We start from the raw sequence: 22940 nt of genomic DNA on the forward strand, positions 1-22940 counted from the left end.
TCATTGCTTCGCTCGACCGCCCTCTCTTTTGCAAGCAAAAAAGAGGGTTGGGAAAATTTATTGTTAAATAATAGTATTGCCTTTCTAGTGTAGACTTACTTCACCAAAGTTCCAACATGTTCGCCATTGGCAATTTTCATAAAATTGCCTGCTTTGTTCATATCAAAAACAATAATAGGCAGTTTATTTTCCTGGCAAAGGGTAATAGCGGTCATGTCCATTACATTTAGTCCTTTGTCATAAACCTCCTGAAAAGAGATCTCATCATAACGGGTAGCTGATGGGTCTTTCTCCGGGTCAGCAGTATAAATACCATCGACGCGGGTTCCTTTCAATACCACATCGGCCTTTATTTCAATGGCACGTAATGAAGCGGCAGTATCAGTTGTAAAATAAGGGTTACCGGTACCGGCGCCAAAAATTACAATTTTGCCCACTTCCAAATGGTGCATAGCCCTGCGGCGAATGTAAGGCTCGCAAATTTGCTCCATTTTAATGGCCGATTGCAAACGGGTTTCAACCCCAATGCTTTCCAGTGCATTTTGTAGCGCCATACAGTTAATTACGGTAGCCAGCATTCCCATGTAATCGGCCTGCGCACGTTCCATGCCCGATTTTTCGGCACTTAATCCTCTAAAAATATTTCCTCCTCCAACAACAATGGCAATCTCCACACCGGCATCGTATACACCCTTTATATCCTGGGCATACTGCAGTACCTGGCTGTTGTCAATTCCATATTGTTTATCGCCCATAAGCGATTCGCCACTAAGTTTTAGTAGGATCCTTTTGTATTTCATGTAGTGTAAATTGTATTAAATAGAGGTAAATGAAGCTTAAAATATTGTTTATCAGTACGTTTTATGGTGAATGATAATTCGTGCTTCATCAAATGAGAAAGTTTGTCAAAAATATGGAAATAAAATTACTGTTAAAATTTTATCTCGCCTTTGTTAAATAATCACCTTTAAACACCGTGCCCTGCACTTCAAAATCAGCGCTAAATACAATCAAATCAGCATCATAACCTGCAGCCACCTTACCTTTTTTAGTCATTTTAGCCAGCTGTGCCGGGTATAATGAGGCCATATTAATAGCTTCGGCCAGTTCAATGCCTACCTGCTTTACGCAATTCTCTACCGCTTTCAGCATGGTAAGGCACGAGCCTGATAAAGTTCCATCAGGCATTACGTAGCGGTCGCCGGTAAACTGGTGCTGGTAGGTTCCAACCGTTGCAGCCGTAACCGCATCGGTAATTAAAAAAAGTTTATCGCCCAGTTCGCGCTTGGCCAAACGTACCATGGCAAAGTCAACGTGGATGCCATCATTCACAATACTTACGTAAGGTTTTTCTTCAAATATAGCAGGAATGTATCCCGGTTCACGGTGATGCATTTGCGGCATGGCATTAAATAAATGCGTTACCGCCGGGATTGGCTTATTTAAAAATGCCTTGCCCTCGGCATAGGTGGCATTGCTATGGCCCGATGATATGATGATATCCTGAGCATGCAGATAATCAATCACTTCCTGATCCTGCAGCTCCGGCGCTATGGTGATCATTTTTATCACTCCATCACCTTTTTCAACCCAGCCTTTAACCTCGGCAAGGGTAGCTTTTTTAATTAAATTAGCCGGATGTGCGCCTTTTTTTAGTGCATTCAGATACGGACCTTCCAGGTGTAATCCCCAGAAATTTCCTTTGCAGCGTTCCCGGTAAATTTTGGCCGATTCAATGCCTTCTTCAACAATCGCGTTGGTATTGGTGCCGATGGTGGCAAAAAAGCCAATGGTTCCCTGGCTCAGCAAATCGTTTTCCATACGTTCCAGCGCATCCACTTCGGGCGTTCCGGCAAATAGTTTGCCTCCGCTGCCATAAATCTGCAGATCAATTAATCCCGGAGCCACGTAGGCGCCTTTCAAATCAATCTTTTTTACATCATCCGGAATAGCGCTTTCATCGCTGATCGCAATAATGGTATCGCCGGTAATTAAAACAACTTTTCCGCTGGTAATTTGTCCATCAGAAATTAACTGCAGGTTGTGAAGTGCTGTGATCATAATAGCTAAGTATACTAAATAACCGATTGTAATAAAAAATGCCTGTCGCACGCTTGCCTTCTTTGCGCGAAGCGGAGAGAAGGTCGACCAGCGTAGCGTCGTCGGGATGAGTCGACACCACTAATGCATTTACGTTAATGCCGCCCGCGGAGTTGACTCACCCGAACGTTGCTTCGCTCGTTCACCCTCTCTGCCGCAAGCGGCAAAGAGGGTTGGGAAAAACAATATTGCAAAAAAAATCCCCCCCGGTATAAACCGGGGGGGATTAAATATTTAAGCTCCTAAAGCCACCCGCTTAAAGGCGGTAACGGTTAAGCCTTTTTCAACAGATTCAAGGAACTGTGCAACGTTCTTAGATGAGTCCTTAACAAACTCCTGATTTAACAGGGTGCTGTCTTTGTAAAATTTATTCAATTTACCGGCAGCAATTTTTTCAACCATTTCTTCTGGTTTACCTTCTGCACGGATCACATCTTTAGCAATCTCCAGTTCGCGCTCAATAGTAGTAGCGTCAACACCGTCTTTATCAATTGCAATCGGGCTCATAGCAGCAATTTGCATTGCTACGTCTTTACCCGCTTCATCAGCACCAGCAGGGTTTGAGTTTAAAGCTACCAATACACCTAAACGGAAGTTACCGTGGATGTAAGCAATAACTTTCTCGCCTTCAACAGATACATATTTAGAAACACCAATTTTTTCGCCGATTTTACCTGTTTTGTCGATGATCAAATCACCAATTTTAGCAGTAGTAGCATCAACGTCAAGGGTTAATTCGTTTAATGCTTCTAATGAAGCAGGGTTTTTCTCAACCGCTTCGTTAGCAATCTGGTTAGCAAAAGCAACAAACTCAGCGTTTTTAGCCACAAAGTCAGTTTCGCAGTTTAATTCAATAATTACACCACGTTTGCCATCAGCGCTTGCACGAGCAATAACCACACCTTCGTTTGATTCTCTGTCCTGGCGGCTTGCTGCTACTTTAGCACCTTTTTTTCTTAAAAAATCTATGGCTGCTTCAAAGTCACCATTAGTTTCGGTTAATGCTTTTTTGCAATCCATCATACCGGCACCAGTTTGCTGGCGCAGTTTGTTTACGTCGGCTGCAGATATTTGTACTGTAGACATTGTTTTTTATTTTTTTATGGATGAAAGTTACGTTTTGTAAACCAAAGCAAAATTAAATGGCCCGGCTACAACTCACAACCGTTTATTGTTATATTATAGTTAAGGGTTGTATATTGATGTTATAAAACTATAGCATGCAACACACAACCCTTACCATACTATTTATTACTCTTCTGTGCTTTCGGCAGTTGGGGTAGTATCTTCAACCGCAGCGTCAGCCTCAACAGCTACTTTACGGTTTCTTTTGCCACCTTCGTTTGCTGAACGGTCAGTTACTTCAGGAGCGTCAGCTTTCGCTTTAGCCACTGCTGCTTCTTTTTCAGCTTCGTCTTCTTTCTCACGTTTGCGTTCGTCCAAACCTTCAACTATAGCCTGGATAATAATACCGGTAATCAATGAAATTGATTTGGTAGCATCATCATTTGCAGGGATAGGGAAATCGATGTTTGAAGGATCAGAGTTGGTATCAACCATAGCAAATGTAGGGATGTTCAACTTTAATGCTTCTGATACAGCGATGTGTTCTTTTTTAACGTCAATCAGGAACAATGCAGCCGGTAAACGGTTAAGATCCGAAATACCACCTAATAAAGTTTCTAATTTGATACGCTCACGCTGAATCATCAGTCTTTCTTTTTTAGAAAGGTTGCTGTAAGTACCGTCTTTAGTCAATTTATCGATGTTTGACATCTTTTTGATTGACTTACGAACAGTAGCAAAGTTGGTTAACATACCACCTAACCATCTTTCGGTGATGAAAGGCATGTTTACTGTTTTTGCATAATCAGCAACAATATCTTTCGCTTGTTTCTTTGTAGCTACGAATAATACTTTACGACCTGATTTTACAATTTGTTTTATAGCTGCAGCAGCTTCTTCAACCTTAGTTAAGGTTTTATTTAAATCGATAATGTGGATACCGTTACGCTCCATGAAAATGTATTGTGACATTTTCGGATCCCATTTGCGGGTAAGGTGACCAAAGTGTACACCTGCATCCAGTAAGTCCTGATATGTTGTTCTTGCCATTTTGTTGTCCTCCTTTGATTAACGTTTACTGAATTGGAATCTCTTACGTGCTTTCTTGCGTCCTGGTTTTTTACGCTCAACCATACGGTCGTCACGTGTCATGATACCTTTAGCGCGCAGAGCTGGTTTCTTTTCAGCATCGAGTTCAACAATTGCTTTCGCGATAGCTAAACGAACGGCCTCAGCCTGTCCTTTTACACCACCACCTGCAACATTTACTTTAACATCAAATTTTCCGGTTGAACCAGAAACCTCAGTTGATTGAGTAACGATGTACTGTAATGGTAAGGTAGGGAAGTATTCTTTGTAATCTTTACCGTTTACGATAATTGCTCCGTTGCCATCTGTTAAATAGATGCGTGCAACTGCTGTTTTTCTTCTGCCCGAAGTGTTAGTTGTTGGCATTTCTTTTCTCCTTTAAATTTGAAAGTTAAATGGTTGTAGGGTTTTGTGCTGCATGAGGATGCTCAGCGCCTGCATATACATGCAAATTGCCAAACAATGCTTTGCCCAAACGACTTTTAGGTAACATACCACGTACCGCTTTTTCAATTACGCGGGTTGGATGCTTTGCCATTAACTCCTTAGGAGAAATGAAACGCTGACCACCTGGATAACCAGTGTAAGAAACATAGCGTTTGTCGCTGAATTTGTTTCCGGTCAGTTTTACCTTGTCTGCATTAATAACGATCACGTTATCGCCGCAGTCTACGTTTGGGGTAAAATCAGGCTTGGTTTTTCCACGGATGATCATTGCGATCTTCGTAGACAAGCGCCCCAAAATCTCGCCCTGTGCGTCAATAACAACCCATTGTTTGTTGACGGTTTTTTTGTTGGCTGAGACAGTTTTGTAACTTAACGTATTCACTTGCTTTAAATTAATTTAATTAAACGTTTACTATACCCCGCATTTTCGGGACTGCAAAGATACAGTTATTTATTTAACTGTCAAATGGTTTTTAGCTTTTTTGATTCCTGTAGTTCAATTGATTATGCGGGCATAGCTGAATAGGGTGAATGGGGTGAATTGAGCAGATTAAATTGTGGTTTTGTTTATTTAAAATAATAAAACGCTCAACTAAAAATAAGGACGTTCCCACCGCGATAGAACTGAGGGCCGTGCTATCCGTTCATACGCCTGCAGGCTTTGGGCGCGCGCCGGTATCCACTGCTATCACTAACGCAAGTGTTTTACATAATAACAGATTTCGCCCTTGTTGGGCTATCACCGTCAATTACTTATAACAATCTTACGTATTACGTAATTATTATAATCAAGCACGTACAGGTTGTCATTGCTATCTACCGCAATACCTATTGGGTCGTTAAAGGTTGCCTGGTTTCCCGGCCCGTTGATTAAGCTATAAGCTCCTGTGCCGGCAATAGTTGTAACCAGGCCTGTGGAGGTTATTTTTCGCACCCGCTCTTCCACTACATCGGTTACAAAAAGGTTCCCCTTTTTATCTATGGTAATACCGTATGGCTGATTAAAAGAAGCCGCTGTACCTTGTCCGTCGGTATATTCTGTTCCTCCCGGATAGCCTGCATTAATATTTCCGGCAAATGTAGTTACATCACCATTAGGGGTTATTTTTCTAATTTCACGATTGCCATAATCAGTTACATATAGGTTACCTGAAGCATCTGCAACCATACCAACTACGCCATTAAAAAGAGCTGCGGCTCCATTACCATTACTAAAACCTATTTTACCGCCGGCAATAAAACTCGCCGACCCATCAGCTGTTATTTTATATATAAGCTCTTGCGCATCTATTATATCAGTTGGAGCCACCAGGATAGCATCGGCATAAACATTGCCTGAGGCATCTGCTGTAATGTCCCGTATCTGCCAGTTATTATAATCAATGGGGGTACTGCTATTAACAACCGTTACCATTATAGTACTAACAACTCCTCCCGGAGTTATTTTTCGCAGATAGCGGTTACCGTCCAAAACATAACTATTTCCTGATCCATCAATCGCAATTGAAGTTGGACTATCAAAAGCGGCAGAGGTGCCGGTACCATCAACCAGAGCGCCCCCTCTATAAATGTCATTATTACTATTAATTATAATCCCGGCAAAAATACTTACTGATCCATCCGGAGTAATTTTCCTAACCTGCCTTAGGCCAAAGTCGCTAACAAACAGATTGCCTGATGTGGCATCAAAAACTATCCCTGCCGGGTTCCAAAATGAAGCAATGCTGCCAGATCCAGTTGCCCATCCCTGTGTGCCATTACCCGCAAAAGTGCTTACAACGGCTGTGATAGTTTGCGATGGCACTGGATTATCATGTTTTTTTGAACAGTTAGTAAGAAAACAAACACAAAAAGAGCTTGCTACTACTGCAACAATCAATTGCTTTAAGGAAGTTTTCATTTGCTTTAGGTTAAATTATGTTCATTTCTTATTTGAAAGCGACCTTCCGTATTTGCACATTACCAAAATCAGCGATGTATAAATTACCGCTGGCATCTGCCGCAATACCCTCAGGCTGATAAAAGGTTGCCATACTACCAGGGCCGTTAATTACATTACCAACGCCTATTTCTCTGTTTGCGGGGCCAGTTGTTAAACCATTAGAGCCTGTGCCGGCTACAGTGGTTACTACACCTGCCGGGGTTATTTTCCTAATCCGGTCAGCTCCTTCATCAGTTACATATAAGTTGCCGGCATTATCAATGGTAATTCCATTTAGCCCATTAAAATAAGCTGCAGTTCCTGTTCCATCTTTGTAACCTTCATTAACATTACCCACAAATGTGCTTACCTCTCCATTGGAACTTATCTTCCTTATTTGGTGATTACCATAGTCGGTAACATACAAATTGCCTGAAGCATCTGCAACCATGCCAAGTATCCCATTAAAAGAAGCAGCTGATCCGTTCCCATTATTGAACCCAGGTTTATCACCTGCTATAAAACTGGCTAAACCGTCAGGCGTTATTTTATATATCATCTGTTTGGTGTACGTTGGAGCCTGCTCCTCCACAGCTGCATAAATATTGCCTTGTACATCTGCCGTAATAATACCTATAAACCATGAAGTGAGATCGAAAGGAAGATTAGTGGTAGCATCTTTTACTACAATTGTAGTTACCACTCCACCGGGAGTTATTTTCCGTAAATAAGAATCTAAATCATCTAAAACGTAAATGGTCCCTGACCCATCTACCGTAATTGAAGTGGGATCATCAAAAGATGCAGCAGTACCTGTGCCATCAATTGAAGAGCCTATGCCAGGAAAATCAGCTATGTTATTAACAACTTGTCCAGCAAACAAACTCACCAGTCCATCCGGGGTGATCTTTCTTATCTGTCTGAGGCTAGGCTCTGTAACATAAATATTGCCTGATGATTGATCAACCGCCGTTCCAGTGGGCCCCCAAAAAGAAGCAGCTGTACCTAATCCATTCGTCCATCCGGCTTTATTGTTACCCGCAAACGTGCTCACAATGGCCGTATTGGTTTCAGCAGGAATCGGAACAACATCATGTTTTTTTGAACAGTTAGCAAGAAAACAAATACATGAAGCGCTTGCTATTGTAATTACTGCAAATTGGTTTAAGGCGGCTTTCATAGGTTTACCATTGGTTAAATTATAACCTATAGTAAATATACTAAATGCCTTATCCAAAAACCAAATAAAAAATACCATAAAAATCAGCTAATGCTTTAGCTGGTTTATCCTCCGGTTAATCATTCTCCCGTACATTAGTTTGTTGGGGTCATTGTTGGTATGTCAATCCGGTTTTTACTAATTATCCTTCACCTGCGCTTTTTGCTTTTTGAAAAAACGGTCAAAATGTTTAACATATGAAAGCTGCATATCTATAGTAGTGATGTTAATAGTATTATCTTGTAAAGAATTGATCGATTTAGTATGAATCAGGAATGAGAAAGAAACGGCCCAGTCGGCTTTATTGTACACAGCTGCTCCGCGGGCAAAAGCAGTCGGAAAAACTCTCACTTCTCCATCTTTCAGCAATTCCGGTTCATTACCCAAATTGGCGCCCACAGTTGCCGTACCAGACAAAAGCCAGTGATTATTAATAACCTTTGAATAGCCATACCCCGCATTAGCGCCTAACTGAAAATTATCCGCTTGTTGATTACCGTTCACTAACAAGTTACTTCCCATTCCTACTTTATACAAATACATCCCTCCGCCCAACAAAAAGCTACCAGCAGATTTCAGTTGTTTTTCACTTTGATCGAAAGCTGCTTTAGCCGAAAATTTGTCGCCATTAAAAACGTACGTTCCCTCGCCACCAATCTGCTGTACAGCCATCTCCGGATATAAGGTTACGTCTTTGCTTCCCAGGTAAAAGCCTTTGTAATTTTGCCAAAAAAGATCTAAAAGGAAATATCTGCTATAATGATGTATCTGAAAATCCATCACCTCGGTTTTTCCAAATGCCTTACTCTTTAGTGGTACAATACTAAAAGCATAAATTGCATCAATTACTGTGTTTTTTAATGAAAACCCCACACCTGCATCCAGTGGATAATTAGGTATATAATTATTATGGTTTTCCCGTACTTGAATGGAACTATTTAAAACAAATGTGGTTACACTCATTTTCTGTTCGTAGGTTGCCACATAACCGGTGTCAACTACCGACTGGGCAGAAGAAGTAAACGCCATAAAAAGGCCAAATAAAAAAACAAAGAGTCTGATTTTCATCTTTTTCTTTTAGAAACTTATAATCTTCGCTTCGCCTTTGTTGTTATCATGCCAATAAGTTCACCCTAGTACCACGGCGGCAACCTTTTTAAATCACCAGGATGTATGGTAGTAATATCCCTGTCAGTATAAACCTGTATCTTTAATATACAATTGATATTTGTTTCCAAACTATTGGATGTCAGTTCCGCATCAAAGCGCGGATTAATGCCCGATAAAAACTTCACTTCTTTGATATTATCAATAAAGCTAAACATTATATTCACCATGCCGATAAAACCAATATGATTGGCCGCAATATACCGCAGTAGCACCGGCTCAGCGCTGTATACATAATTATATCCGCGAGGATCGGTCATATCGCGGCCCAGATGATTTTTTACTACTTCTTTATCGTAAGCTTTGATTTGGTCTATAGAATCAAATTGACGATAATCTAAATAGGCATCCATTTCCATTAAAGGGTATACGGATTTGTTTTCATCTTCCTCGTCATCATTATAAAGCCTGCGATATTGAGTATATTTTGCTTTAGCCTGATTATTGTATTCATACAGAAAAGTAAACTCTGCAAAAAGATGATCGGTTTTGGTATAAACTTTCAGCGTTCTGTCCATAATACGGTTAGGGTTTTTAATAAATATCTACGGCTAAAATAATGCTTTATTTCATTTATTCGTCAACAGGGCTGTCCACAGGTATCAGCCTTTCTTTCCGGAAAACAAAAGGGCAGCAAACTCCAGTTCTATATTAACTTCACCAAATTGTTTTATAATTTGTTGTTCCATTGCTTCGGCAGTCTTATCAAAATCAGCCGGATTTTTAGCCATTACAGCGGCGCCAAGGGAGTGTTTCAGGAAAAACCCATTGATGATTTCTTTTGATGATGGTGCTGATGTTTTTAATAAAACCCGATTAGCTTCTACGTCGTTAAACCCTGTTTCTTCCATCCAGCTTTTTAGCACCTTATCATCAAAGAGAGAAAATGGCACCAGGAATCTGGAAGTATCCTCATCCTTAAAATAAGGTAGAATAATATCATTAAAGATCAGTTTAAGCAAAGGCGTGTTTTCTGTTTTGTCCCAGGTATTAAAAATAAATGTACCGCTGGGTTTTAATACTCGTAGCGCTTCGCTTAATCCTTTTTTCTTATCCTGCAAAAACATCAACCCAAACTGGCAAACTACCAAATCAAAGGTATTATCTGCAAAAGAAAGATGCTGCGCGTCCTCTATCCCGAATATTACAGAGCCATCATTTATTTTACTTTCAGCAACGGCCATCATATCAGTATTAAAATCAGTTGCTGTTAGTTTAACGTTGGTACCAAAACGATCGCGAAGATGGCGTGTTAGCCTGCCGGTACCACAGGCAATTTCCAGTACAGATTTTACATCCGTGTTGCCTATCCGCGATACGAGGTCAACAGCATAAGGTTCAAACATAAGCGGTCCCAGGTAGCGATCATAATTTAAAGCCGCCTCACCCGAGAATTTAAATGCATCTTTTCCCATTACAAATACTACTATATCTTTTGTAAGATAGTCATTCCTATACATTTAAGAAACAGCTGATGATCGCGCCTGCTTAATACTCCAAAATCCCACCTTCATTCCATTTTAATTCTTCTTCCTATCTTTAGCGCTTAACACTCTCATAAAAAATCAAATGTTAAAATCAATTTATATCGCGGCATTGCTGTGCCTGTTTTTAGTGCAGGTCAATGCGCAAAGCCTTTACATCCCCCGCGATGTTAAAAAAGCCTATAAAAATCAAACCCGATCAACAGATGGCAAACCCGGTAAAAACTACTGGCAAAACCATGGCCGTTATAATATATCGCTTACTGTTACACCACCCAGCCGTATTATAAAAGGTGTTGAGCAAATCACCTACTTTAACAACAGTCCTGATACTCTTAAAACGTTAAACATTAAGCTCATCATGAATATCCACCGTACGGGCGCTACCCGTTTCAGGGGCACTACGCCGGATTATATCACCCCCGGTATGCAGGTTGACTACATCGCAGCAAACGGAACACAAAAACAATGGGATAACGCTGCAGCCAGCTCCACCAACCAGGATCTGCCTTTATCAGCACCGGTATTGCCTCATGATTCTGTAAAATTGAGCATTTCCTGGCATTATGAACTGGCTACCGGCGCGGGTCGCGAAGGGGTAATTGATTCCAACACTTTCTACATCGGTTATTTTTATCCCCGCGTTGCTGTTTATGACGATTATAATGGCTGGGATAAACTGGAGTTTAACGATCGCCAGGAGTTTTATAACGATTTTAATGATTATACCCTTAGCGTTACCGTACCCCCAAATTTTATTGTTTGGACTACCGGCACGCTTCAAAACCCTGCACAGGTTTTACAACAGGAGTACATCGACAGGCTAAATAAATCCATGACCTCCGATTCGGTTATCCATATTGTTACCCCGGCCGATGTGGCAAAAAATAATATCACCACCCAAAACCCAAGCAACACCTGGGTCTGGAAGGCCGATAACATCAGCGACGTATGCCTGGGTATAAGCAACCATTATAACTGGGATGGTGCCAGCACCATTGTTGATGACGCTACACACCGTCGCGCAAGTATGCAGGCCGCCTATAATGATAATGCTGCCGATTTTCACCAGGCGGTTAAGTTCGGGGCATTTGCCCTAAACTGGTTTTCGCACAGCTGGCCGGGTGTACCCTACCCTTTCCCTAAAATGACCGCCTTTCAGGGCTTTGCCGATATGGAGTTCCCGATGATGGTAAATGATTCGCATGATCCGGATATTGCAGATGCCGAATTACTTCAAGACCATGAAATGGCGCATACTTATTTCCCATTTTACATGGGCATTAACGAAACACGCTATGGCTACATGGACGAAGGCTGGGCAACCACTTTTGAATACTTTATTAACCAACAGGAAGTGGGCAAACAACAGGCCGAAGAAAACTATAAAAGATTCAGGGTAGCAGGCTGGATAAATGATCCTTCAGAAAGTGAAGATCTGCCAATTATTACCCCCACCAGCGAATTAAAGGGCGGCTATGCACACAATGCCTATGGCAAAGCGTCATTAAGTTACCTTGCTTTAAAAGACCTGCTGGGTGATGAGCTGTTTAAAAAAGCGCTGCACAGTTATATGGATAATTGGAACGGCAAACACCCCATCCCATGGGATTATTTTAACTCCATCAACAGCGGCTCGGGCAGAAACCTCAATTGGTTCTTTTATAACTGGTTCTTCACCAATAACTATATTGATTTAGGTATACAAAATGTAACTAAAATTGGAATGGGTTACAAAATTGTTATTGATAATATAGGTGGCTTCGCAGTTCCGTTTAATCTCAAATTAACTTATGCCGATGGCACTACCGGTATCATTCACCAAAGCCCTGCTATTTGGGAAACCAATCAAAAACAAGCTACTATCGGCCTGAAAAATAATAAAACCATTAAGTCGGTAGTGATTGATGGCGGCATATTTATGGATGCAGATGTGAGCAACAATAGCTGGACAGCTAAATAACAAATAAAATAAAAATTTAAAAGACGTACTAAGCCTGAAAACTTCGTATGTCTTTTTTTATTCAAATTGTTTAACATTGTTACTTTTACATAAAATTTACAATCCTTAATTATACAAAGACATAGTTACCCATGGTTATCATCAGAAATTATACCGAATTTGAAGCTTTATTAGGTAAAGAAATAGGCATTTCCGGCTGGCACACCATTACCCAGCAACAAATTAACCAATTTGCCGAAGCTACTATTGATCACCAGTGGATTCATACTGACGAAGAAAGAGTTAAAACCGAGAGCCCGTTTAAAGCAACCATTGCTCATGGATATTTAACGGTATCCCTGCTCCCCTATTTCTGGCACCAGATAGCTGATGTGCAAAACCTGAAGATGCAGATCAATTACGGTATCGAGAATATCCGTTTTGCCCAGGCGGTTGTGGTTAATAGCCGGGTACGCCTGCATGCCAAACTGGTTAATATTGTTAACCTGCGCGGCGTTACCAAAGCCACCATCGGCGTTACCATGGAGATTGAGAATGAGAAGAAACCAGCTTATACCGGCGAGGTAGTTTTCTTATACCACTTTTTAGATTAACTAAATTTGGAGTCCTGCTATTCATTTGTTTTCCTGGTGATATAAGAGTAAATTTGTTTAGATGAATATTCAGTCCGAAAAAATTGAACTTGTAAAACGTCTGCTTGACACCAATGATGAAGCTGTTCTTCAACAGATTAAGGACGTTTTTGAAAATCTGGATAAAGATTTCTGGAATGAGTTACCTGATCATGTAAAGAAGGGTATTGCCCGGGCAAAAAAACAAGTGAGCGAGGGTTTGCTTACACCGCATGATGAAGTCATGAAAAAGTACGACAAGTATCTATGAGTTTACCGATTTTGTGGACTGATGAAGCTAAGGAAACTTTTGATAATACGCTGATTCAGATTGAACATAAATGGGGTACCTCCTCTGCTGCAAAATTTGTATCCCAAGCAAACAGGACTTTAAATACAATAACCCTACAACCCTATTTATTTAAAGCTTCTTACACTTCAAATGTGCGTCAGGCTTTTATCACAAAACAAACTTCTATGTTTTACGAGGTTCATAGTACGTATATCGCGGTTCTGTTCTTTTGGGATAACCGACAGGAGCCCATTTTATAACGCTTGTAAAACTTTACAATCCATCCACAACCCTTACTGTACTTTTGTGTTTTTACTATCGTATGGACACAAACAACATCCGCCTCAGCGTATTGGACCAATCACCAATACGCAAAGGCGTAACTGCCGAACAGGCCGTTAAAGAAACTATAGCACTTGCAAAATATACCGATCAACTAGGTTATAACCGTTTTTGGGTATCTGAACATCATAACACCGGCAGTTTGGCCGGCTCCACTCCCGAAGTACTGATTGCGCATCTGGCCGGACAAACCAAAAATATCCGCATAGGCTCGGGCGGGATAATGATGCCCAACCACAGTGCACTAAAAGTTGCCGAAAACTTCCGCATGCTGGAAGCTCTGTTCCCTGGCCGTATTGATTTAGGGATGGGCCGGGCACCAGGAACTGATCGTCTAACGGCCTCCATGCTTAATCCATCCAACCAGTTCCGCCAGCAGGATTTTATTGAACAGCTCTATGACCTGAATAACTTTTTTCATGACCGTGGCGAACCGGGTACGCCTATGGCTAAAATCCGCGCTATCCCGCAGGTACAAACCGTGCCGGCCATGTGGCTGTTGAGCTCCAGCGGCGAAAGCGGCATTTTTGCGGCTCACTTTGGTATGGGCTTATCTTTTGCTCACTTTATTAATCCCCTTGGCGGACCAGAAGCAGTTGCCGCCTATCGCGAGCGTTTCCAGCCTTCAGAAGAATTGCGTGAGGAAAAAGCGAACGTGGCCATTTTTGTTTTTTGTTCGGAAGATGAAGAGAAAATCCGCCAACATCAGGCTTTGATGGATTATCGTTTTAATCAGTTTGAAAAAGGCGGCGGCCTTACACCGGTTAATTATGACGACATTAAAGACGTGGCTTATTCAGAAGCGGAACAAGGCAGAATATTGCACAACCGCAAACGCGTAATTACCGGAACACCTGCACAAATGAAACAAAAACTAACCAAACTGGCCGAAGACTACAAGGTTGATGAAATTATTTGTGTTACCATAACCGAAGATTTTGACGACCGGTTAACCTCCTATAAGCTTTTGGCAGAACAGTTTTTAAATCAGGCTCCGGTAACTATCTAATTGTTAGGCCCTGCAATATCGCAAAGAGACTATCGTTTAAATACTATAGTCTCTTTTTTGTTTTTCACCTGCCCAATTATTTTAATTGTATCTTTGACGCAGATTATAAGCAGTTTATTATCTATTTATATTATTACCCAAGTGATCATTCTAATTTTCTTTCTTGCCCACTGGTTCCTCTCATTGTTCTTTCAAACATTTTATCTGCACAGATACGCATCTCATAAAATGTTCAGCACCAATAAGTTTAACGAACGTGTTTTTCACCTCTTAACTTTTATTTGCCAGGGATCATCATTTTTAAATCCGCGTGCCTATGCTATTATGCACCGTGAACATCATGCGTACAGCGACACCGAAAAAGACCCGCATTCTCCATATTTTTTCAGAGATGTATTTCAAATGATGTGGCGCACAGCCTTAAGTTACAAACTTTACGAAAAACGCTTAAAAGAGCCAGAAGCTCAATTTAAAGGCAATTACCCCGAGTGGCGCCTGTTGGATTACTGGGGATCAACATTTATTTCCCGTGTAATATTTGGCCTGCTGTATGTAGCTTTTTATGTGGCTTTTGCTACTCATTGGTGGATGTTTTTGTTATTGCCAATTCATTTTATGATGGGCCCTATACATGGCGCTATTGTAAACTGGTGCGGTCATAAATATGGCTATGCTAATTTTGACAATAACGACAAATCAAAAAACACTACTCCGTTTGACTTTTTTATGCTGGGCGAATTATTCCAGAATAATCATCACAAACGTCCTAACAACGCCAACTTTGCAGCTAAATGGTTTGAGTTTGATCCGGTTTATCCTGTGATGAAATTTATGCACTTTATACGGCTGATAAAGCTGCGCGAAGCGTATTTATAAGATACTATTATAAAGCTGAAAGTTTGAAGATGTCTTCACTTTCAGCTTTATGCTTTTGAGCTATCCTTTTTATAATCCACAATATTTAATTGCTCGTCGCTAAAATTATATTCATGTTCCTGGTTGGAGCAAATGATAGTTAGGCGGTTTTGAGCAAATTTTTGTACCAGGTTTAAATACCAGTCAACTCCCTGGCTATCCAAATTAGAAGTCGGTTCATCCAGCATTAACATAGGTGTGTCTGCGCAAAAGGCCAGCGCCAGTTTAAGCCGCTGCTTCATCCCAGATGAGAAGTACCTGATCATTTTATTTTTACTGCCAGGTAAGGCAAGCAAATCAATAATCATATCCTTATCTATCCCGGGTTTATAAGCTTTAAATTTGAAATGAAAATCAATCATCTCATTTAAAGTAAACTCTTCAATTAGTTCAAGATAAGGGGCTGCAAGGCTAAGGTGTTGATAAACATTTTCAGCATCAACAGGCTTGCCATTAAAAGAGTAGGCTATTTTGCCAACAGATGGCCCTAAACTCCCGTTTAAAACCTGCAATAAGGTTGATTTACCCGAGCCATTTGGCCCCAATATGGCATAAATTTTTCCACTGGTAAAGGTATGGTTCACCCCCCTGAAGATCCATTCACGATTAAAACGCCTGCCAATATTTTCGAGGGTAATGGTCATTTTTGTGGAGTCAATAGACCATGGACCATGGACCATAGATCTTATTTATTGATTTTCAAAACGGGATTGTCCCGAGATGTTTTCCATAGGGATGGGTTTTAAACCCATCCCTATGTTTCTTTTACCATGGTCCATGGACTATCGACCATGGACAAAAAACTTACGAGTTTCCAAATCCCTTCATGATACCACGCTGCGAGTTTTGAACAAAGTTGATGATCTCATCGCGTTCAATAGTTGGGTTAAACTCTGCTTCAATAATATCAAGGGCCTTGGTGATGTTATATTTTTTAAGGAATATAATGCGGTAAATTTCCTGTATCTCGTTAATGGTTGCAGCAGTGAAACCTCTTCTACGTAAACCAACTGAGTTTATACCAATGTATGATAATGGCTCCCGACCGGCCTTTGTAAAAGGAGGAACATCTTTACGCACCAGTGAACCACCAGATATCATACTATGTGCACCAATTTCAACAAACTGGTGAACGGCAGATGTACCACCGATAAAAGCATAATCATAAACATTTATGTGCCCGGCAAGCTGTACAGAGTTGGCTATAATTACATTGTCGCCAATTACACAATCGTGTGCAACGTGTACATAGGCCATCAGCAGGCAGTTGCTGCCAATAGTAGTTGTATTTTTATCTAAAGCGGTACCGCGGTTTAAGGTAACGCATTCGCGGATAATGGTGTTATCGCCAACAGATACAGTACTTTGTTCTCCACGGTATTTCAAATCCTGTGGTGGAGCAGAAATTACAGCACCTGGAAAAATACGGCAGTTTTTACCTATACGTGCACCATCCATTATGGTACTGTTTGAACCTATCCAGGTTCCTTCGCCAACCTCTACATCTTTATGTATGGTAACAAATGGTTCAATTACCACATTGTCGGCTATTTTAGCCTGTGGGTGTATGTATGCTAATGGCTGGATCATGCTTCTTCAGTATTTTGTTTTTTTACAATTTGAGCCATCAGTTCGGCTTCTACAACAATTTTATCTCCAACCATGCCAATGCCTTTCATCTGTGCAATACCGCGTCTGATAGGGGCAATCAGGTTACAATGGAAAATCAGCGTATCACCCGGAACAACCGGGGCTTTAAAACGCGCATTTTCTATTTTAAGGAACAAGGTAATATAATTTTCAGGATCGGGCACCGTATTCAATACCAGTATACCACCTGTTTGTGCCATCGCCTCTATCTGCAACACTCCCGGAAACAAAGGCATCCCCGGAAAATGTCCCTTAAAAAGCTCTTCGTTCATGGTCACATTCTTTAAGCCCACCACATGGTTTTTGGTTAATTCCAAAACCTTATCAACCAATAAAAACGGCTGGCGGTGCGGCAAAATGTTCATGATCTGAACGGTATCATATACCGGTTTAGCATTAGGGTCATAAACTTTTATGTGTTTACGGCTTCTTTCTTTTTTTATAAGGGCCTTTATCTTTTTAGCGAAGGCCACATTGGCAGCATGCCCTGGCCTTGCAGCCATAATATGTCCGCGTAACGGAACACCAACCAATGCCAAATCTCCAATCATATCCAGCAGTTTGTGACGTGCCGGTTCATTCTGGTGGCGCAGTTCAATATTGTTTAAAATACCCTGCGGGGCTACTTTAATGTCTTTACGGTTAAATATTTTAGCCAAATGCTGCAACTCTTCTTCATCAACATCCTTATCAACAACAACAATGGCGTTATTTAAATCACCGCCTTTTATCAGGTCATGTTTTAATAACATTTCCAGCTCATGCAAAAAGCAAAAAGTACGGCAGGAAGCAATCTCCTTAATAAATTCAGATATAGTAGAAATACTGGCATGCTGGCTACCCAATACCTGTGAATTATAATCAACCATACAGGTAAAACGGTAATCGTCCAATGGCATGGCAACCATTTCAACCTTACGGTCGGGCTCTGAGTAATGAATGTTATATGGAATGTGATAATACTCGCGGTCAGCTTCCTGCTCCACAAGTCCCATTTCCTTAATCGCTTCAACAAACAAAATAGAACTGCCGTCCATTATCGGTGTTTCTGGCCCGTCAAGATCTATCATCACGTTATCCAGCTCCAAACCAACTAATGCGGCCAAAACATGCTCAATGGTACTTACGCTGGCCCCATTTTGGCTAATGGTGGTACCACGTGAAGTATCGGTAACATTGTCAACATCGGCATCAATTACCGGAGAGCCTTCAATATCAACCCTTCTGAATTTATAGCCATGGTTTTCAGGAGCCGGATGAAAGGTCATAGTTACACGTTCGCCGGTATGCAAACCGGTACCCGAAACAGAAACTGGCCCTTTTATTGTTTTTTGTTTTACGTTCATTGTAGCATAATCCATTTTTTCACTAGTTCATTTTTACATCAGTTATTATTGGCATGCACCAATAAAGCTGATGATCCAATATACTAATGGCCTACTTTCGCAATTCGGCAATTATTTTTTCAAGTTCGTTTATTTTCTTTTCCAGTTCGGGCAATCGGTTTACAACCACCTGCGACCGAAGGTTATCCGTATAGGATACCGCCGGCGAACCGGCCCATTTTTTTCCTTCAACAATTAATGACCTGCTTATGCCGGATTGTGCTTGTATCTGTGTACCTTTTGCAATAGTGATATGGCCCACAATACCAACCTGGCCACCAATAATGCAATTTTCGCCAACCTTGGTACTGCCTGATATACCTGTTTGGGCAGCAACCACCGTATTAGAACTTATTTCAACATTGTGGGCTATCTGTATCAGGTTATCCAACTTTACTCCTTTGCGGATGATGGTTGATCCCATGGTTGCCCTGTCTACCGTAGTATTAGCGCCAATTTCCACATCATCTTCTATAATAACATTACCAATCTGGCTTATTTTACTGTAAGTGCCGTCAGGTAACGGAGCAAAGCCAAAGCCATCGCCTCCTATTACAGTTCCTGAGTGTATAATTACATTACTGCCTATGCGGCAATCAAAATAAACCTTAACTCCCGGATATAAAGTAACATTATCGCCAATAACCACATCATCGGCAATATATGTTTGCGGGTAAATTTTGCAGTTATTACCCACTACTACATTGGCTCCAATGTAAGCAAATGCACCAACATAAGCATTTTCACCCACCTTTGCAGATGCATGAATAAAGCTGGGCTGTTCAATACCGGTTTTATTAAGTTTAATAGTGTTATACTTTTCAAGCAGAATAGTAATGGCACTATAGGCATTGTCAACCCGTAGCAATGTGCTTTTTACCGGCTCAGTCAGTACCTGGTCTTTATTAACAATAATAACCGAGGCTTCTGTTGTATATAAGTATTGTTCGTATTTGGGGTTAGCTAAAAAAGATAAGCTTCCAGGCCTGGCTTCCTCAATCTTAGCCAGTTGATTTACTGACACTTCCGGATCACCTTCTATGGTTCCGTTAAGCATCAAACCTAATTCGTGCGCAGTAAATTGCATCGGGCAAATTTAAATGTTAAAATTAAAGCAGCAAAATTATTAATTGGTTGATTAAGTTTGACTAACTACACGTTCGACCGGGTTCAAAAAGCATAAAAACTATCTTCTCTCTGATGCCATAAACCCTAATCTAACTTAATCAATTAATCAACTCTTTTTTATAACAAAGTATATATTTCTTTACGGTTTTGGCTAATGCCTCCAGGTTTGAATTATCACTGGCAGCAGTAATATCCTTTATGGTGCCATTTTTCATTAAAATACCAATATTACCATCTCCTGATTTGTAGGCCTTGTTACGTATGGTGTCATCAAACACAAAATAAGAAGCTTCATGTTCTGTAATCCCATACTCCTCCATCGCTTTATTCGTCAAATCTGCAATAAATTGTTTATCCGGGGCCTCGTTGGTTATATCAACCTTGTAAAGATTGCGTTGTACGAGGTCGCGGCATAATTTGTTTAACACAAAATCATCATGGTTGGCCCAAACTTTAACAGCGGCCATAATATCGGTATCATCTAAACTGGCAAAAGCCTCCAGGTGGTGGTCTTCCTTCATAAAGGCATCCCTGCTAATAGGCTTCTTCAAAAAATGGCTCAGTGCAGGTGTTGTAAAAATAGGTTCACCGGCTAAGGCGAGTTCCCTGCTGCGCTTAAGTGCTTTGACCAATAACTGCTCGGCAGCTATAACTGTTTTATGCAGATACACCTGCCAGTACATTAAGCGGCGGGCAATCAAAAACTTTTCGACAGAATAAATGCCTTTTTCTTCCACTACGATATGATCATCCTTTACATTCAGCATTTTGATGATGCGGTCAGAGCTGATTACCCCTTCCGAAACCCCTGTAAAAAAACTATCACGGTTCAAATAATCCATCCGGTCCATATCCAGTTGGCTGGATACCAGTTGATGCAAAAACTCCCGTTTATACGTACCATTAAAAATATCAATGGCCATAGTTAATTTGCCATCAAACTGTTCATTTAACCGCTCCATCAGCATCGACGAAATATCCTCGTGTGATATCCCCTCCACTATGGTTTCTTCCAGCGCATGTGAAAATGGCCCATGCCCAACATCATGCAGTAATATCGCTACAATAACAGCCTCTTCTTCTTCATGGCTTATCTGGTGCCCCTTATTGCGTAATGTTTCAATGGCCATCCCCATCAAATACATGGCTCCCAAAGCATGGTGGAACCGCGTATGCAACGCTCCGGGATATACCAGGTGCGTCATCCCCAGCTGTTTAATATATCTTAAACGCTGAAAATACCGGTGCTCAATAAGGTCAAATATCAACTCCGTTGGGATACTGATAAAGCCGTAAACCGGATCGTTTATTATTTTCTTTTTATTCAATGGCGGTATAATCTGCACAAAAATGTTAAATAAAGGTAATACAGATGTAGTATATTTGTTAATTTATGTTAATCGCTTTATTAATCAACAACAAAACCCGTGCTTTGAGGTTTATATCATTGTCTGAGCCAGGATTTACTTCCCTGCAGGGTTAATCATTTATTTGCTTATAACATTTAATCTATAACCCGGTAAAATTTAATCCCGGTTCATACAAATACACTAATAAAACACAGATCATGCAAGATACAACCATATTATGGGCCGATGATGAAATTGACCTTCTAAAACCGCATATACTTTTCCTTACCGAAAAAGGCTATAAACTAACTACCGTAACCAACGGAAACGATGCGGTTGATGCTTTTAAAAACAACCACTTCGACCTTGTTTTTTTAGATGAAAACATGCCGGGCTTAACCGGGCTGGAAACACTATCGCAAATAAAGAATATTAATAATGATGTTCCTATTGTTTTAATTACTAAAAACGAAGAGGAATATTTAATGGAAGATGCTATAGGCTCAAAAATTGATGATTACCTCATAAAACCGGTAAACCCAAAACAGATACAGCTTACCATTAAAAAGCTTACTGAAAATAAACGTCTGGTAACCGAAAAAACCACCATGGCTTACCAGCAGGATTTCCGCAACCTGGGCATGACCCTGAATGATTATCTGAGCTTTAGTGAATGGGTAGATGTTTATAAAAAACTCATTTACTGGGAGCTTGAGCTGGAGCAACTGGAAGATGCCGGGATGCACGAAATATTAACCCTGCAAAAAGCCGAAGCAAATACACAGTTTTGCAAGTTTGTTGAAAGGAACTACGTCGACTGGATTAAAAATCCGGAAACCGGGCCAACTATTTCACCGCAATTATTTAAAAAGAAAGTTTTCCCGAAACTGGATGGCAAAGGGCCTGTATTCTTTATTTTGATTGATAATTTAAGGTATGACCAGTTCCGGATCATTAATCCGATTATTACGGAATATTTCAGGCTGGAAGAGGAAGATGCCTACTACAGTATTTTACCTACAGCCACCCAATATGCCCGTAACGCTATATTCTCCGGACTGATGCCTTTGGATATGGAAAAACGCTACCCGCAAATGTGGCAGAATGATGAGGACGAAGGCGGCAAAAACCTATTTGAAGGTGAGTTTATTGCAGATCAGATAAAAAGGGTATTGCGTCGCGATATCAAACATTCCTATAACAAAATATTAAACATTGATGAGGGTCGTGCGCTTAATGATTCGGTAAGCAACCTCATGACCAACGACTTGAATGTGGTGGTTTATAACTTTGTTGACATGCTTTCACATGCCCGTACCGATATGCAAATGATCCGTGAGCTTGCAAGTGATGATGCAGCTTACCGTTCACTAACACTATCATGGTTTGAGCACTCTCCTTTATTTGACCTGCTTAAGTTTTTGGCTCAAAAACAAGTACGGGTAATTATCACTACCGATCACGGAACCATCCGCGTTAAAAACCCAAGCAAAATTGTGGGCGATAGAAATACCAATACCAACCTGCGTTACAAACAAGGTAAAAACCTTAATTTTAATGCTAAAGAGGTATTCCATATCCGCAACCCGCATGATGCTATGCTGCCAAAACTACATGTAAGCTCAAGCTTTGTATTTGCCAAGGAGGATAGTTACTTTGTTTACCCTAACAACTACAATCACTTTGTGAATTTTTATAATGAAACTTTCCAACATGGCGGTATCTCGTTAGAAGAAATGCTGATCCCTATTGCGGTTTACGGGCCTAAGTAATAGGATATTTTTTAAATTTGAACATTCAAAGC

At 40.7% G+C, this 22940-nt stretch carries 22 protein-coding genes; 6 read left to right on the forward strand and 16 right to left on the reverse strand.

Translation table 11 applies throughout. The features are described from left to right. Nucleotides 1–95: 95 nt before the first annotated feature. The 11 genes from pyrH to JN11_RS18150 all read right to left on the reverse strand — a co-directional run bounded on the left by pyrH (nt 96) and on the right by JN11_RS18150 (nt 10468). Nucleotides 96–800 carry a UMP kinase gene (gene pyrH / locus JN11_RS18100; RefSeq protein ID WP_144914808.1) on the reverse strand — a complete coding sequence of 235 codons (705 nt, stop codon included), beginning with the start codon at nt 798–800 and terminating at the stop codon, nt 96–98. Nucleotides 801–939: 139 nt separating this feature from the next. Then, a complete protein-coding gene (nagA, locus tag JN11_RS18105) occupies nt 940–2061 on the reverse strand; it encodes an N-acetylglucosamine-6-phosphate deacetylase (protein ID WP_144914809.1) in 1122 nt (373 codons plus the stop codon). 273 nt (nt 2062–2334) lie between these two features. Beyond that, on the reverse strand, nt 2335–3186 hold the full coding sequence (gene tsf, locus JN11_RS18110; RefSeq protein ID WP_144914811.1) for a translation elongation factor Ts: 852 nt from the start codon (nt 3184–3186) through the stop codon (nt 2335–2337). Between the two features lie 165 nt (nt 3187–3351). Further along, nucleotides 3352–4215, reverse strand: coding sequence for a 30S ribosomal protein S2 (gene rpsB, locus JN11_RS18115; protein ID WP_144914812.1), 864 nt, complete (start codon nt 4213–4215; stop codon nt 3352–3354). Nucleotides 4216–4233: 18 nt separating this feature from the next. Further along, on the reverse strand, nt 4234–4620 hold the full coding sequence (gene rpsI / locus JN11_RS18120; protein ID WP_144914814.1) for a 30S ribosomal protein S9: 387 nt from the start codon (nt 4618–4620) through the stop codon (nt 4234–4236). 25 nt (nt 4621–4645) lie between these two features. Further along, on the reverse strand, nt 4646–5083 hold the full coding sequence (rplM, locus tag JN11_RS18125) for a 50S ribosomal protein L13 (protein ID WP_144914816.1): 438 nt from the start codon (nt 5081–5083) through the stop codon (nt 4646–4648). A 363-nt stretch (nt 5084–5446) separates the two neighbouring features. Beyond that, entirely contained in the window at nt 5447–6601 is a 1155-nt protein-coding gene (locus JN11_RS18130) for an NHL repeat-containing protein (protein WP_144914817.1), read from the reverse strand. A gap of 28 nt (nt 6602–6629) precedes the next feature. Continuing rightward, complete coding sequence (locus tag JN11_RS18135) at nt 6630–7880, reverse strand: NHL repeat-containing protein (protein WP_144914912.1); 1251 nt, start codon at nt 7878–7880, stop codon at nt 6630–6632. A gap of 99 nt (nt 7881–7979) precedes the next feature. Then, a complete protein-coding gene (locus JN11_RS18140) occupies nt 7980–8909 on the reverse strand; it encodes a DUF4421 family protein (protein ID WP_144914819.1) in 930 nt (309 codons plus the stop codon). Nucleotides 8910–8974: 65 nt separating this feature from the next. Beyond that, on the reverse strand, nt 8975–9526 hold the full coding sequence (locus JN11_RS18145) for a hypothetical protein (RefSeq protein WP_144914821.1): 552 nt from the start codon (nt 9524–9526) through the stop codon (nt 8975–8977). A gap of 84 nt (nt 9527–9610) precedes the next feature. Beyond that, a complete protein-coding gene (locus JN11_RS18150; RefSeq protein WP_144914822.1) occupies nt 9611–10468 on the reverse strand; it encodes a class I SAM-dependent methyltransferase in 858 nt (285 codons plus the stop codon). Between the two features lie 109 nt (nt 10469–10577). Between JN11_RS18150 and JN11_RS18155 the strand changes: the two genes are divergently transcribed. The 5 genes from JN11_RS18155 to JN11_RS18175 all read left to right on the forward strand — a co-directional run bounded on the left by JN11_RS18155 (nt 10578) and on the right by JN11_RS18175 (nt 15585). Beyond that, the gene (locus JN11_RS18155; protein WP_144914824.1) at nt 10578–12455 is read left to right on the forward strand and encodes a M1 family metallopeptidase; all 1878 of its coding nucleotides are present in this window, start codon (nt 10578–10580) and stop codon (nt 12453–12455) included. A gap of 131 nt (nt 12456–12586) precedes the next feature. Then, complete coding sequence (locus tag JN11_RS18160; RefSeq protein WP_144914825.1) at nt 12587–13048, forward strand: MaoC family dehydratase; 462 nt, start codon at nt 12587–12589, stop codon at nt 13046–13048. A 61-nt stretch (nt 13049–13109) separates the two neighbouring features. Continuing rightward, on the forward strand, nt 13110–13337 hold the full coding sequence (locus JN11_RS18165; protein WP_144914827.1) for a hypothetical protein: 228 nt from the start codon (nt 13110–13112) through the stop codon (nt 13335–13337). Between the two features lie 343 nt (nt 13338–13680). After that, entirely contained in the window at nt 13681–14709 is a 1029-nt protein-coding gene (locus JN11_RS18170) for an LLM class flavin-dependent oxidoreductase (protein ID WP_144914828.1), read from the forward strand. Nucleotides 14710–14850: 141 nt separating this feature from the next. Continuing rightward, nucleotides 14851–15585, forward strand: a complete 735-nt coding sequence (locus tag JN11_RS18175) for an acyl-CoA desaturase (RefSeq protein ID WP_144914830.1) — start codon at nt 14851–14853, stop codon at nt 15583–15585. Between the two features lie 47 nt (nt 15586–15632). Here JN11_RS18175 and JN11_RS18180 read toward each other — a convergent pair whose 3' ends face one another. The 5 genes from JN11_RS18180 to JN11_RS18200 form a co-directional block, all read right to left on the reverse strand. Further along, nucleotides 15633–16304, reverse strand: a complete 672-nt coding sequence (locus tag JN11_RS18180; protein WP_394348831.1) for an ABC transporter ATP-binding protein — start codon at nt 16302–16304, stop codon at nt 15633–15635. 124 nt (nt 16305–16428) lie between these two features. Beyond that, nucleotides 16429–17214, reverse strand: coding sequence for an acyl-ACP--UDP-N-acetylglucosamine O-acyltransferase (gene lpxA / locus JN11_RS18185; protein WP_144914832.1), 786 nt, complete (start codon nt 17212–17214; stop codon nt 16429–16431). Next, on the reverse strand, nt 17211–18620 hold the full coding sequence (locus tag JN11_RS18190) for a bifunctional UDP-3-O-[3-hydroxymyristoyl] N-acetylglucosamine deacetylase/3-hydroxyacyl-ACP dehydratase (RefSeq protein WP_144914834.1): 1410 nt from the start codon (nt 18618–18620) through the stop codon (nt 17211–17213). Before JN11_RS18190 ends, lpxA begins: the two co-directional genes overlap by 4 nt. Before the next feature lie 91 nt (nt 18621–18711). Beyond that, complete coding sequence (gene lpxD, locus JN11_RS18195) at nt 18712–19746, reverse strand: UDP-3-O-(3-hydroxymyristoyl)glucosamine N-acyltransferase (protein WP_144914836.1); 1035 nt, start codon at nt 19744–19746, stop codon at nt 18712–18714. A gap of 139 nt (nt 19747–19885) precedes the next feature. Next, nucleotides 19886–21115 (reverse strand): HD domain-containing protein, encoded by a 1230-nt coding sequence (locus JN11_RS18200; protein ID WP_144914915.1) that lies wholly within the window; start codon nt 21113–21115, stop codon nt 19886–19888. Between the two features lie 239 nt (nt 21116–21354). Here JN11_RS18200 and porX point away from each other — a divergent pair, with 239 nt between their 5' ends. Further along, nucleotides 21355–22908 (forward strand): T9SS response regulator signal transducer PorX, encoded by a 1554-nt coding sequence (porX, locus tag JN11_RS18205; RefSeq protein ID WP_144914837.1) that lies wholly within the window; start codon nt 21355–21357, stop codon nt 22906–22908. Nucleotides 22909–22940 lie beyond the last annotated feature (32 nt).

It is taken from the genome of Mucilaginibacter frigoritolerans, assembly GCF_007830615.1.
GTDB classification, from domain to species: domain Bacteria; phylum Bacteroidota; class Bacteroidia; order Sphingobacteriales; family Sphingobacteriaceae; genus Mucilaginibacter; species Mucilaginibacter frigoritolerans.